Raw genomic sequence first — 12,795 nt, 5'->3', positions numbered from 1 at the left:
CGCTGATCAGCCACTACCGACGACTCATTGTAACAGAATAGGTGACTCAGGTCAGGTTCGCTGACGATGCTTTGTGAGGTACTGAACCTGTTCAGTCGCATCCAACTCGGGGAGCGTCATACGAGCAGTATACGTATTGAGGTCAGTGAGTGACGCAGCGATACTCGCGTTTGCTTCGAACTCTACCGATTCCTCAAACACGGTCTCGTCGGCCTTTGAAACCGTAATCGTTCCTTGGTGGGGCTCCTCCGTCGGGTTCCCGAATGTGACGTGGTGAGTTTTTCTGAGACCACGCTCTTCGAGCGATCCGGTCCCAATAGTCCGCTCAGCGGTATCACCGGCTTCAATCAGTGTCTGCTCGGGCGTTTGTTTCGTCTCAGTCTGTCCACCCTCTGAGGTGGTAGTAGTCGTATCTGAGCCAGTCTCACGCGCTCTACTCCAAGTTGCTTGAGAGGTACAGCCCGCCGTTGCGGTTGCGAGACCAATTCCAGTGCTTGCCAGAAACGTTCTTCGTTTCATGGGCTATCATTGGAGGGGCCAAATATTGTCCTATCTCAGATTCAAATGGGTGTTTGAGTCCCAAAGACCACTTACATCGATTGGGTACGACTCCGCGCAGGACGATACGTCTGCCAGTACCATGCCATGAAAAGAAACAGGATCAGGAAGACACCGATCCCCAGAACGAATCCACCAGGACCGGTCCCAAACGTAACGAGTGTCTCCCACATAGTTGGGTCTGGTTGCTGTACAGGAGGTTCAGCTCCTCGGAGCGACGATGAGGGCGTCAGCACTGACCAGCGTGTGTGGACGATTCCACTGATAACTCCAACAAGACCTACTGCGCCGAAGACACGACGCAACGCGGTCGTGAGTGACGGGGCTGTCCGTTCCGCTCCGGCGAAGAGGACAAGTGCACTATTGCTCGGAGCGTATACGTCCATTTCACGCCCTTGCTCGGAATACCACGTTTCGATGACTTCCACGAGATCTGCGCCTTGGAGTCGGTTGAGATGATAACTGACGTTCTGTACTGAAGAGTCAAGTTCAGTGGCGATGTCCGACGCGGTCGTCGGTTCATGATATAGCTGATTAAGAATCCGGCGCGCCGTTGTTGAAGTGACCGCTGACAGAATCTGTTCCGCAGATTCATCTTCGAATCCAACGAGCCTCGGCTCTAATTCACGGTCCGAAGCTGTTTCGGGGGTAGGTTTCAGTGGTAATAGTGAAGACATAGTCGTCTTGTATCTTTGCGTTATCATTTGGGTAGGGAAGGCTCAAAGAAGTGTTTGAATCCGATTCAGGCATTATGGTCACCCAACTAAGTATCTCCTTGGATAGGTATGTGAATCCGGGACCAACCGATAGAACGTTTCTGTTTTAACATCTCTTACAGAAACTCAACTAATGACGGCACAGGACTCCTCGAAGACTGAAGACCGAAAAGACGACCACCTACAAATCGTTCAGGATCGGGATGTCGAAACGGCAGGGACGGGCTTCAACGACGTCCGACTCATCCATAACGCGCTTCCGGAACTCGATTACGATGCGATCGACCCCTCCATCGACTTCTTGGGTCACGACCTATCTGCCCCAATCTTCATCGAGAGTATGACGGGGGGGCACCAGAACACGACGGAGATTAATCGGGCGCTGGCCCGGGCCGCCAGCGAGACCGGTATCGCCATGGGTCTCGGTAGTCAGCGGGCAGGTCTCGAACTCGACGACGACCGCGTCCTCGAATCGTACACCGTCGTCCGCGATGCCGCACCCGATGCGTTCATCTACGGGAACCTCGGCGCTGCACAGCTTCGAGAGTACGACATTGAAATGGTCGAGCAGGCAGTCAAAATGATCGACGCCGACGCGCTCGCGGTTCACCTGAACTTCCTCCAGGAAGCCACCCAACCAGAAGGCGATGTCGATGGACGGAACTGTGTAGCTGCGATTGAACGAGTGTCTGAGTCACTCTCGGTGCCGATTATCGTCAAGGAAACAGGCAACGGGATTTCCAGGGAGACCGCCCGAGAGCTAACTGCGGCAGGCGTTGACGCGCTCGACGTCGCTGGAAAAGGTGGGACGACGTGGTCCGGGATCGAAGCCTACCGCGCAGCAGCCGCAAACGCGCCGCGACAGAAACGAATCGGCACCCTGTTTCGAGAATGGGGAATCCCAACCGCTGTAAGCACGATCGAGTGTGCTGCCGAACACGACTGCGTAATTGCGAGTGGTGGCGTACGAACGGGATTGGACGTGGCCAAAGCGATTGCCCTGGGTGCCCACGCCGGCGGGTTAGCGAAACCGTTCCTGAAACCAGCTACAGATGGGACAGACGCTGTCATCGAACGAGTCAAGGACCTGATCGCCGAGCTGCGGACAGCAATGTTTGTCACCGGCTCGGGGTCGATCAACGAGCTTCAGCAGGTAGAATACGTGTTACACGGGGAGACGCGCGAGTACGTGGAACAACGAACCAGTAGCGAGTAGTACCCANCGATCAACGAGCTTCAGCAGGTAGAATACGTGTTACACGGGGAGACGCGCGAGTACGTGGAACAACGAACCAGTAGCGAGTAGTACCCAACTCCCCCTGAAGTTGAGACCGATTGTCTCAATGCATACGGTCTCATCGAGATTGGTTTTGGTCCAAGAATTACCGAGTGAGCCTGCAGTAAGATGGGCGTGCATATTCTGCAAGCATTCGGGCATCCGGCCAGTATCCGAATTGTCGAGAGTGTCCGTGTCAATAATATCCATCTCCTGCTAAGCGCTCATATTGGATATCTGTGGAGTCATTAATTCAATTATAGAATGGCCAGAGCTAACAGAAAAGAAGATATTGTTAATAACACGACGGCACACATCCGCCTCAATAGAGGTTCGTTCCTCCTCCTGTGGGCACTTGAGCTGTGGATGGCCCTCGGCGTGGCACTCGTCTTGTGCTTAGCCACGCCCATCGTGATCGCCACGGTACAACGGCTCGCAGATATGTTACCCGGGTAGAAGCGGAAGAAGGCATAGATCACATTCTCTGGGAGGACGACTCAACGCTGACGCTGTGTTTCTCAGCCGGCCACAAATTAAGCTGGCTCACAGTCGATAGCGACCAGCGAATTGTCTGCGGCGCCGAATTCCTACCCGAGGTCGCTGACTAGAACTGACCCACGGAGTTTGGAGATATCGTCGATATCCGGACCGAGGGGTTTTATTCACCACCGTCAGTTGCAGTCTGGTGGTAATGGCGTCGCAGCACGCCAACTTTGTTCGCAACCGTCCCCGCTAGGTCTTGGAATGCTTCCGCGGTCTTCGCACCGTCCTGACGGACGATCGGCTCGCCGGCGTCGGCGCCCACACGGATCGCCGGATCCAGCGGAAGCGCTCCGAGGTACGGGACATCGACTGCGTCGGCCAGCGATCGGCCACCGTCTTCACCGAAAATCTCGTGAGCGTCTCCGCAACTGGGGCAGACGAAGCCACTCATGTTCTCGACGACACCCAACACGTTAGTCTGGTACTCGCCGAACATCTCGACGCCTCTCCGGGTATCGTCTACGGCGACAGACTGTGGTGTCGTGACGACGACAGTCCCTGTGACAGGTAAGTGCTGCAGCACAGTCAGCTGGACGTCACCGGTCCCCGGCGGGAGATCCACGACGAGGTAGTCCAGCCGTCCCCACGAAACATCGGCAAACAGGTCAGTGAGCGTGTTCTGTGCGACCGGGCCGCGCCAGACCACCGGATCGTCGTCTTCGATCATCAGCCCGACGCTCATCAGTTTCAACCCGTGGGCGGTCGGCGGCTCGATCCGCTCCTCGCCGTCGATGGTCGTCACGTCGGGATCGGTGTCGGCGCCGAGCATCTGTGGGACGTTCGGGCCATACACGTCGGCGTCGAACAGTCCAACGTTCGCCCCGCGGTCGGCGAGGCCAACAGCGAGGTTGACGGCGACGGTGCTTTTCCCGACACCCCCCTTTCCGGAGGCGACGGCGATCACGTTTTTGACGCCAGGCAGAACCGACGATTCGGCAGCATCGAACAACGGTACGTTCGCCGAGAGCTCGACATCGATCCCCGCATCGTCGGCGACCTCACGGACGCGCTCCGCGATGGCGGCCTCGTCAGGGGCATGCGGCGCGCCGAGTGCGAGCTCGACGGTCGCGGTCCCGCCGTCGACGGAAATATCGGTGACGAGTCCGGCGGTGACGATGTCGGTATCGAGCGCCGGGTCGTCGACGGCGCGGAGGCGATCACGAAGGTCTGCGTCTGAGATGTTTGTGGTTGTCATCGGTCGAGTGGTTACGGAGGTGTGGTTTCGGACGGCTGCCGTTCGGCCTGTACGACTTCTTGCGCGTCCCATGCGGTGAACGTCCGCGCGAGACGAGCGATTGCGGCGAAAACGCCTTCGACCGTGTCGCTGCTCGCAACGGCCTCTTCGAACCGGTCGATCCAGCCAAGACGGGAGAGCGTCCGGGCCTGAAGCTCGCGGACTGCGTCGAGGTTCGCTTCAGATCCGTCGTCTTCGAGGAGCACCGCCTCTCGCTCGCAGAGCGCGCGCATAAACTCGAAGCAGGCGGCGGCGTGGTCGGGGATGCTGTCCCCACGCTCGGGCGAGAACTCGGCGGCGGCGTACAGCTGCGCCATGTCGGCGGCCGGATCGCCGAGGAATTCGCCGGCCTCCCCGGCGGTGTGATACCTGGAGTCCGACTCGAACGCCTCGCTCGGATCGGTCGCATGAGCGGACGCGAATGGCGGGACGTAGTGGGTTCCCGGCACGACGAACAGGTTGTCGTACCCGACGCCCAGCGAGTCGGCGTCGTGGTCGTCGCCGCGCAGATTTGCCGTCTCGATGTCGATCGGGAACACTTCGGCAACGGCCGCGAAGCTCCCGCGATCGAGTGCGGCCGCGATCGTCTCGGCCTCGCCGTCGAAGGTTGCGGCCAACAGCCCGTAGAGCCGGGCGCGGGCCGTCGCCATTGTCGCCTCGTCGCGGCCGTCAGCCGTGTGTGTGGGCATGTCAGATCACCGCCGCTCCACGTCGACGAAGGCGTCGTACTGTGCGTTGCTTCCGCCAACAAGGTCCGAGAGACCGGTGTCGCCGAGCTCTTCATCCAGTGGCTGGACGTGATTGATCGCGAAGCCAGCATCGCGTCCCTTCGCGTACCCGGCCTCCTCAGTCATCGGCTCGTCGAACTGGTAGTCGCTGTGGCCGTCGGCCTCGACCGCCGGGCGCGTTTCGCCGTCGATCGTCTCGGCCGTCGCACCGCCACCCGTTCGGCCCCATCCCCACATCGCGCCGACGACGCCGGGACGGATTCCGCTCGTGACCATTGCGACCGCGTCGACGGTCTTGCGGCCTGCATCGAGGACGATGTCGTCGCCGTTCTCGATGCCGCGCTCGTCGGCGTCGCGGGGGTTGATCCACACGGGGTTCTCCGGGCGCGTCTCGCGGAGCCACGGGCTGTTCTGGGTGCGGTGCATCCCCTGCGTCCGGGGCTTCCAGTTGATCAGCCGGAGCGGGCGCTCCCGGTTGTCGTCGCCGCTCACCGCGGCCTGGACGGTCCCGTCGTAGTGCTCGACGTCGTCGACCCTCGGGAGCGGGTCGAACCGCTCGCCGGTGAAGGAGTGTTTCCCATTCGGGACGACTTCGCTGTAGAAGTCGACGCGCGACTCGAGTTTGTACCGCATATGCTCGCCGTCGTAGGCGTTCGAGTCGTCCGCGCGCTCGGCGTAGTCGTAGCCGTGACCGTGCTCGGCGAACGCCTCATCGTAGCCCTCGGTCGGCTCCTCGAAGCGACCGCCTCGGTTCAACACCGTGACGACCTTCCACCATTCCTCGTCTGTGACGGCCGCCCGCCAGCGCTCGAGGTCGAACTGATCGCCGAGCCCGTTCTCGTGGCTCTCGCGGAACACCCGAAGCTCGTCTTCAGTCGCGTCTGCGACCGGATCCCGGCCGTACGCGATGTTGGCAGCGAGCTTCAGGTAGAAGTCCTCGGCCTGTTCGAGGGGCCAGAGGTCGCCGTCCGCGTCGGGGATGGCGTTCGAACCGACGCCGGGGAGATCGAGTTCCGACCACAGCTCGATGAGCACGTCCTCGAACGGACGCGCGTTGGGGACGACTGAGACAGCCGGCTGGCTGATCTTCTCGTCGGCTAGCCGCTTGTTCGGGTACGTCCCGAAGTTCTCCCACCGTTCGAGGTAGGTCGGCTCGGGCAGGATGTAGTCGGCGTACTGGCTCGTATCACCGATGACCGTATCCGAGGCGACGATCAGCGGGATCGTCTCCGTGTCTTTGAGTATCGCCGGGATCTCGTCGCCACCGGCAACCGCCATGACGTGGTTGTTCGAGTACGGCCGGATGAACAGCGCCTCGACACCGTACGGATACTCGGCAGCGGCGCTCCCGTAGAGCTCCTGGGTCGCCTGCGGCGGCGCGACGGGGAACCACGGTCGCTTCGCCGGGTAGCCGTCGTCGCGGTCGAACAGCGAGGTGTCTTCGTAGTTGACGCCCCCACGGAGCAGGGGGATCCCCCACGGCGCGTGCCCGTCCGGGACCGAGCCGAGTTCGTACCGGCCGGACATGGTGTCGTAGCCCGCGTAGGGCGTGATCTGGCCGCCCTTCCAGTCGTAGTTCCCGATGAGGTGCTGGAGGGTGGCAATCGCCCGCGTGTTGTAGAAGCCGTTGGTGTGCTTCGCCGGCCCGCGGTAGGCCATAATCGCTGCGCGTTTCCCGTGGCTGGTGAACTCGTCGGCGATCTCCGCGATCTGCTCGGCCGGCACGCCGGCCATCTCGGCGTACTCCTCGACGGTGTGCTCGAAGACCCGCTCGCGGTACTGGCTCCAGACGCTCCGAACCGCCATCCCGTCGACGGTCATGTCGACGTCGAGAACGGCCGTGTCGACCTCGCTTGCGGCCCGTGGTTCGCCTGTGGCCGCATCGACGGCGACGAAGTCGTCGGCGGCATCGGCGTCCTCCGAAACGAGTCCGAGGTCGGTGGCGCGCGCCTTCGGTCCCGCCGACTCGTCGACGAGCACGAGGTGCGTCGCGTCGCTCCACGTGGGTTCGTCGTCGTCGCTCGCGGCCGACCGTGAGGGATTCTGGAGGTAGGTCAGATCGTGGCGGTCGTTCTCGATGATCCACCGCGCCATCCCGAGCGCGAGCGCCCCGTCCGCGCCGGGTTCGACGGGCACCCACGTGTCGGCCTTTTCGGCCGTCTTCGACAGGCGCGGGTCGACGACGTCCATCCGCATTCCGTCCTCGATGGCGTTCGTCAGCTTCGGTGCGAGCCACGTCGGGCCCTTGTTGGCGACCATGGGATTGGTCCCCCACGCGATGAGGTACTCGCAGTTCTCGATGTCGGGGTACTGGCGCTTCTTTTTGCCGCCGTGGGAGCGCACGTTACCCATCACGCTCGAAACGCCGCAGGTCCCGGCGTGGTGGATGCTGTTTATCGACCCCAGCCCCTGGTGCCAGAGCCGGTTCCGAATGAAGTTTCGGCGGAACCCGCCGACATCGACGATCTGGTTGGACTTCGGCCCCAGATCGGGGTGGTCGGTGTCGATGAGGTCGTCCGCGTACTTCTCGTCGAACGCCGACTTGGACAGCTCGCCGCTCTGGACGGCCTCCCAATCGCTCATCACCGCCTCCTGTGGGGCGTATCCCCAGATGTCTTTGAGTCCAGGGTGGCCGAGGTCGTCGTCGCCCTCGACGATGTCTCGAATCACTTGGTCCCACGAGACGGTCTTCCACTCGCCCGACCCGCGCGGGCCGACCCGTTTCATCGGCTGGCGGACACGGTAGCTGTCGAAGGCCGTCTGGATGCCCGCCTGGCCCTTCAGACAGATTCGCCCGCCCGAGAGCGACCAGCGGTCGGTGGCGATGTCGCCGCTCCCCTCGATGTCGCCCATCGCCACGTCCTCCGGGTCGCTCTCGTAGGGCACCTGCGAGAACGGCTGCGTGTTGAGGAACGAGTACGGGTTTCCGGCGAGCTTCCGGACAAGCGAGCTGTACTCGCCGGTCCCGCTCCCGTCCGCGAGTTGGACCTTGATCGGACAGAAGGTGTTACACTGTCCGCAGGTGGTGTGTATCACGTCGCTCGCGCTGTACTCGCCGTAGTCGTCCCCGACGTAGTGGAACTCGTCGTCCGTCCACAGGTCGTCGACGTCCACGTCGACCGCGGCGTTGCTGGCCGCCGCGATGATTCCGATACTTCCGACCGCCTTGACGAAGTCACGACGCGATACGCCTGCGCCGTCATCGCCTGAATCGTCAGTACTCATTCGTGGTCACCTCCGGTAAGCGGCGTCAACGGCAGCGTCTCCGCACCGAGCGTGTACAACAGCAGTCCGACGCCTATCATCCCGACGCTCGTCCCCCACTCGACCAGCGTCGGGAAGTACGATCCGTGGGGGAGCCCCTCCATTACCGGCATGATCTGTGCCGGAACGACGATATTGAACCGAACCGCGACGATCCCGATGACGACGCTCAGTCCGGCAAGCACCATCACCGACGGCGTGCGCCGCCAGGACTTCTTGGTCAGCAATACCATCGGGAACACCCAGCTGAATCCGATCATAAACCACCAGAACGACCAGGACATCGGGCCGTACATAATGACCTGCCAGGTCTCGATCTCGTGGGGGTGGAGGCTGGCGATTGCGATGAACGTCTCGATGGCGGTCAGGGCGGCGTCGACGATAATGAAGCCGATCAAAAGCTGTGCGAGGCGGTCGAGCAAGTCCGGGTCGACCGAGTCGCCGTCGAACAGCCGGGTCCGAAGCACGTAGATCACCATCACGAGCGCGGTCCCGCTGAGCAGTGCCGAGATGACGAAGATCACCGGAAACAGCCCGCTGTTCCAGTACGGACGGGCCTTCGAGACGGCGAACAGCACGCCGGTCCCGCCGTGGACCAAGAAGATCGCCAGTGGGATCCCGACGATACCGGCCCGCTTGAGCCAGCGCTGATCGAACGACTGAGACCCCTCGCTCGTGTCCAGCCGGCCGAGCGCGAGCGCCGCGTAGAACGTCTGTCGAAGCCCCGAGGCGCGCTGCGCGACCCGCGCGAGGTCGATCCGCATCGAGAAATACAGCTCCGTGACCAGAATCCCGATATAGGCCACGTAGGCGTGCACTTCCCACGAGAGCGCGGAAGTCAGTTGGCGCCAGAGGAACGGGAAGTACATCCGGTCCATCCGTCCGAGGTCGATCCAGACGAACAGCAGCGCCACCGCCATACTGATGATGGCCGCAAACAGCGCGTCGCGGTCGATCCTGTGCATCCCTTCGACCTCGAAGACGTTGGCCATCGTGCTCACGAGAAACGCGCCGGCGGAGAGGCCGACGAAGTAGATGTAGAAGGCGACCCACGCCCCCCACGGGACGATGCTCGTGAGGTTGGTGGTCGCCATCCCTCCCGTAAGCCGGAGGTACGTCGCGTACGCGCCGACGGCGACGAGGACGCCGATGATCGCGTACCAGACGATCCGCAGCCGGTCATCTTCGAATCCCGGATCGAACTCGAAGCGTGAACTCTGTGTTGCCATTGTCTTATTTGAGGTAGTAGACGTTGGGGTCGGTCCCCTCGTCTTCTTTCAGTTGGAACGCGCGTGAGGAGTCGGCCATCTGTGCCACGTCGCTGTCGGGGTTCTCGAGATCGCCCATGTTCCGGGCGTCGCCGACGCACGTCTCGACGCACGCCGGCTCTTCGCCGCGCTCCAGCCGGTGCGTACAGAAACTGCACTTTCGGATGTTGCCGATCGGCGATTTGCCCTCTTCGCGCGGTCCCCGGTCGACCCCGTACTCGGAGCTGGTCAGTTCGCCGGCTCCGTCAACCTCGTCGTCGTAGTTCTCGCCGAAGTCGAAGTACCGCGCCCCGTACGGACAGGCGATGTTGCAGTACCGGCAGCCGATACACCGGTCGTAGTCGATGTTGACCACGCCGTCGTCCATCTTGTACGTCGCCGAGACCGGACACACCTGCACGCACGGCGGGTTATCGCACTGCATACACGGTCGTGGCACGTTCGTCCGGGTGACGTTCGGGAACTCGCCGTGTTCCTCTTCCATCACGACGTTGTAGGAAACGCCGGGCGGTGTCCGGTTTTCGGACTTACACGCGACCGTACACGAGTCACAGCCGACGCACTTCTGGAGGTCGATTACCATCCCCCACTTCTCGTCGCCCGCGCCGATCCCACCGTCGGGCCCGTCTCCTTCGACCTGCGTCGACTCCGTCGCAACGGTGTCCATCGATCCGACGGCACAGCTCAACGATTCGGCCGTCTCCGTCGAGACAGTCTGGTCGCCGGCGTCGACCGCAGGGTTCGGCGTCTCCTGATACGCCTCGCCGAACTCGGCAGCCGCGGCTTCGTCGTACTTTTCCCAGTACTCGTCGCCGGAGAGTTCACCGCGTGCGACGCGCTGTGCATCCTCGGCCATCGCGACGCCGAGATCCGTGTCCGCCTCGACGTCTGCGAGTTCCTCTCGCGGATCGGGTCGCTCCTTCTCGACCATCGCGTCGAGGTCGGCCTTCCCGACGTTCGGGATACCGGGGAGCGTGTCGTCGTCTGCGGTGCTCATCGCGACCACCCGTTGCCGGTCGTCCTGCCGACGAGCAGTTGCTCCTGCGTCAGCCGGTCAGTCTTGGAGTTCATACACGTATTCGTACGTTGCCGCCCGTGGAGAGGGTGATACCAATATAGTCTGAGTCGGCCCGACTCCGGAGAGACACCCCATATCGAGCGTACCAATACTGTTTGGGTCGGGGTCAGCCGGGGACAAACCGGGCCGCGTCTCGAGCGAAGCACCGATCACAGGGGTTATTCGGCGAGACCAGTTACCTCCGAGTATGAATTGGTCGAGTCGAAGCGGACGAACGCTCCGCGGCCGAGGGTCCCATCGCTGTCGGAGGCAGACGCGAACCGTATGAACGCGATTATCGCCCTCTCGATCGGACTGCGGCTCCTCGGCGTCGGCTATTCGATTCTGCTCCTCGCTCGCACCCGTGACCGCCGGTTCGGCTTCCTGACGCTGCTGTTTTCCTTTATGACGCTTCGGCAACTGCTCACCGTACAAACGGCGAGCACCGGGCTCGAAGAGCTTCCCGGCCTCGTCGTGAGCGTGCTGACTTTGTTGACAGTGTACTATCTCTCCGAGTACGTCACCGAAGAAAACGCCCTCAAGACGGAGCTTCGGGCAGTAAACGAGCGCCTCCGGAGTTTTCAGAAGGCCATCGAACACGCCGGGCACGCGATCTTTCTCACCGATTCCGACGGGACTATCGAGTACGCCAACCCGGCCGTCGAGTCGGTCACCGGGTACGACCGAGAGGAGGTGATCGGAGAGACTCCTCGGCTCTGGCAGTCCGGGAAACACGGCGACGACTTCTACGCAGAGCTGTGGGGCCAAATCACGTCAGGATCGGTCTGGGAAGGCGAACTGACGAATCGCCGGAAATCAGGTGAGCTACTGTGGATAGACGCGACGATCGCCCCGATCACCGAGGACGGGGACGTGAATCGCTACGTCGCGATCGAGCGCGACATCACCGAACGAAAGGAACGCGAAATGCGCATCGAGGATCAGAACGGGCGCTTAACGGTACTGAACAATACAAACGAAGTGCTCCGCGATATCAACCGCGAACTCGTCGCTGCGTCGACACGCGACGAGATCGAGGCCACCGTCTGTGAGCAGTTCGCCTCGTCGGATCTCTTCGACGTGGCCTGGATCGGTAGTCGAGGACTCGTCGACGGCACAGTTAGCCCGCACTCTTGGGCCGGCAGCGACCTCGGATCGCTCGAGAATCATATCGAAGCGATGTGTAACACCGATCCGACACCGGTCGAGCAGGCACTAGAGGGACAGGACCCTGTGTTTACCGACGTCGAGGACGACCGATTGCAGACAGTCGGCAAAAAACGGTGCGTCGTCGTTCCGCTCGCCTATCAGGATGCGGAGTATGGCGTCCTCGGGGTAGTGACTAGCAACCCGAACGCGTTCGACCTGATCGAGCGGGATGTTTTCGTCGAACTCGGTCAAACGATCGCAGACGCCATCAGCGCTGTCGAGAGCAAGCAGACGCTCATTTCCAACAGCGTCACCGAATTAGAATTCCGGTTGACAGGAATCGACGAGCCGTTGGCGAATATGGCAGCACAGCTCGATTGTACGGTCACACTCGAGCACGTCGTCGATGACGGCGACGAGGAGCAGGTCCAGTACGTTACCGTCACCGAACCCGATCCGGAGGTCGTCATCGAGTATGCGGCCGAAGCCGACTTTATCGACACCATAGAGCACGTTTATACGCACGAGGAGCAGGCGCTGTTCCAGCTGTCGATCAACGAACGGTCGGTCGTCACAACGTTCGCGCAGTACGGGGCAAGCATCGAGTCGTTTTCGATTACTGGAACCACCGGACGACTGGTCGCACAGGTAGCCAGCTCGAACGATATTCGAAGCGTCGTCAACGCGCTTCGGACGACCTACGATGGGTTGACGCTGATCGCACAACGAGAGCGCGAGCAGGACATACAGACTGAAGCAGTCTTCCGAAAACAGCTGACAGCCGCGCTGACAGAGCGACAACGGGAGGCAGCGCGGACCGCCCATTTTTCAGGGTTCTTCGATTGGCCCCGTGAACACAGCGGAGAGGAAGTCGCGTCGATGATGGATATCTCACAGACGACGTTTACCCAGCACCTTCGGGCAGCCGAAAAGAAACTCTTCGAGGCACTGTTCGACAGAACAGTAGCCACTTAGTGGAGCGAACGTCGCTACTCTGGTACA

Annotated in this window: 9 protein-coding genes; 2 read left to right on the top strand and 7 right to left on the bottom strand. The window is 61.6% G+C overall.

What is annotated here, in order from left to right; translation table 11 throughout:
• Positions 1-51: 51 nt before the first annotated feature.
• Entirely contained in the window at positions 52-519 is a 468-nt protein-coding gene (locus C466_RS16625; protein WP_204366011.1) for a hypothetical protein, read from the bottom strand.
• 71 nt (positions 520-590) lie between these two features.
• Positions 591-1,235 carry an ArsR/SmtB family transcription factor gene (locus tag C466_RS16185; RefSeq protein ID WP_004597836.1) on the bottom strand — a complete coding sequence of 215 codons (645 nt, stop codon included), beginning with the start codon at positions 1,233-1,235 and terminating at the stop codon, positions 591-593.
• A gap of 172 nt (positions 1,236-1,407) precedes the next feature.
• Between C466_RS16185 and fni the strand changes: the two genes are divergently transcribed.
• Positions 1,408-2,490, top strand: a complete 1,083-nt coding sequence (gene fni, locus C466_RS13040) for a type 2 isopentenyl-diphosphate Delta-isomerase (RefSeq protein ID WP_004597834.1) — start codon at positions 1,408-1,410, stop codon at positions 2,488-2,490.
• A 718-nt stretch (positions 2,491-3,208) separates the two neighbouring features.
• On the opposite strand, the gene C466_RS13035 is transcribed toward fni, so the two are convergent.
• From C466_RS13035 to C466_RS13015, 5 genes are read right to left on the bottom strand one after another with little or no spacing between them, the layout of a single operon-like run.
• A complete protein-coding gene (locus C466_RS13035; RefSeq protein ID WP_004597831.1) occupies positions 3,209-4,288 on the bottom strand; it encodes an Mrp/NBP35 family ATP-binding protein in 1,080 nt (359 codons plus the stop codon).
• Positions 4,289-4,299: 11 nt separating this feature from the next.
• The gene (locus tag C466_RS13030; protein ID WP_193366053.1) at positions 4,300-5,016 is read right to left on the bottom strand and encodes a TorD/DmsD family molecular chaperone; all 717 of its coding nucleotides are present in this window, start codon (positions 5,014-5,016) and stop codon (positions 4,300-4,302) included.
• A 6-nt stretch (positions 5,017-5,022) separates the two neighbouring features.
• Positions 5,023-8,280 (bottom strand): molybdopterin-dependent oxidoreductase, encoded by a 3,258-nt coding sequence (locus C466_RS13025; RefSeq protein ID WP_004599833.1) that lies wholly within the window; start codon positions 8,278-8,280, stop codon positions 5,023-5,025.
• The gene (gene nrfD, locus C466_RS13020; RefSeq protein ID WP_004597825.1) at positions 8,277-9,548 is read right to left on the bottom strand and encodes an NrfD/PsrC family molybdoenzyme membrane anchor subunit; all 1,272 of its coding nucleotides are present in this window, start codon (positions 9,546-9,548) and stop codon (positions 8,277-8,279) included. Before nrfD ends, C466_RS13025 begins: the two co-directional genes overlap by 4 nt.
• A 4-nt stretch (positions 9,549-9,552) precedes the next feature.
• Entirely contained in the window at positions 9,553-10,584 is a 1,032-nt protein-coding gene (locus C466_RS13015) for a 4Fe-4S dicluster domain-containing protein (protein ID WP_049902444.1), read from the bottom strand.
• Positions 10,585-10,929: 345 nt separating this feature from the next.
• Between C466_RS13015 and C466_RS13010 the strand changes: the two genes are divergently transcribed.
• Positions 10,930-12,768 carry a bacterio-opsin activator domain-containing protein gene (locus C466_RS13010; protein WP_004597821.1) on the top strand — a complete coding sequence of 613 codons (1,839 nt, stop codon included), beginning with the start codon at positions 10,930-10,932 and terminating at the stop codon, positions 12,766-12,768.
• The last annotated feature ends 27 nt before the right edge of the window (positions 12,769-12,795 follow it).

Source organism: Halorubrum distributum JCM 10118 (genome assembly GCF_000337335.1).
In the GTDB taxonomy this organism is placed as follows: domain Archaea; phylum Halobacteriota; class Halobacteria; order Halobacteriales; family Haloferacaceae; genus Halorubrum; species Halorubrum distributum.
The sequence above is the reverse complement of the archived record's forward strand: the minus strand, read 5'-3'. Positions and strand labels throughout refer to the sequence as shown.

Excerpts from the sequence above, each read along its gene's own strand:
- C466_RS13025 (WP_004599833.1), bottom strand. The coding sequence starts at position 8,280 with ATGAGTACTGACGATTCAGGCGATGACGGCGCAGGCGTATCGCGTCGT.
- C466_RS13015 (WP_049902444.1), bottom strand. The coding sequence starts at position 10,584 with ATGAGCACCGCAGACGACGACACGCTCCCCGGTATCCCGAACGTCGGG.
- C466_RS16185 (WP_004597836.1), bottom strand. The coding sequence starts at position 1,235 with ATGTCTTCACTATTACCACTGAAACCTACCCCCGAAACAGCTTCGGAC.
- C466_RS13035 (WP_004597831.1), bottom strand. The coding sequence starts at position 4,288 with ATGACAACCACAAACATCTCAGACGCAGACCTTCGTGATCGCCTCCGC.
- C466_RS16625 (WP_204366011.1), bottom strand. The coding sequence starts at position 519 with ATGAAACGAAGAACGTTTCTGGCAAGCACTGGAATTGGTCTCGCAACC.
- C466_RS13030 (WP_193366053.1), bottom strand. The coding sequence starts at position 5,016 with ATGCCCACACACACGGCTGACGGCCGCGACGAGGCGACAATGGCGACG.
- fni (WP_004597834.1), top strand. The coding sequence starts at position 1,408 with ATGACGGCACAGGACTCCTCGAAGACTGAAGACCGAAAAGACGACCAC.
- C466_RS13010 (WP_004597821.1), top strand. The coding sequence starts at position 10,930 with ATGAACGCGATTATCGCCCTCTCGATCGGACTGCGGCTCCTCGGCGTC.
- nrfD (WP_004597825.1), bottom strand. The coding sequence starts at position 9,548 with ATGGCAACACAGAGTTCACGCTTCGAGTTCGATCCGGGATTCGAAGAT.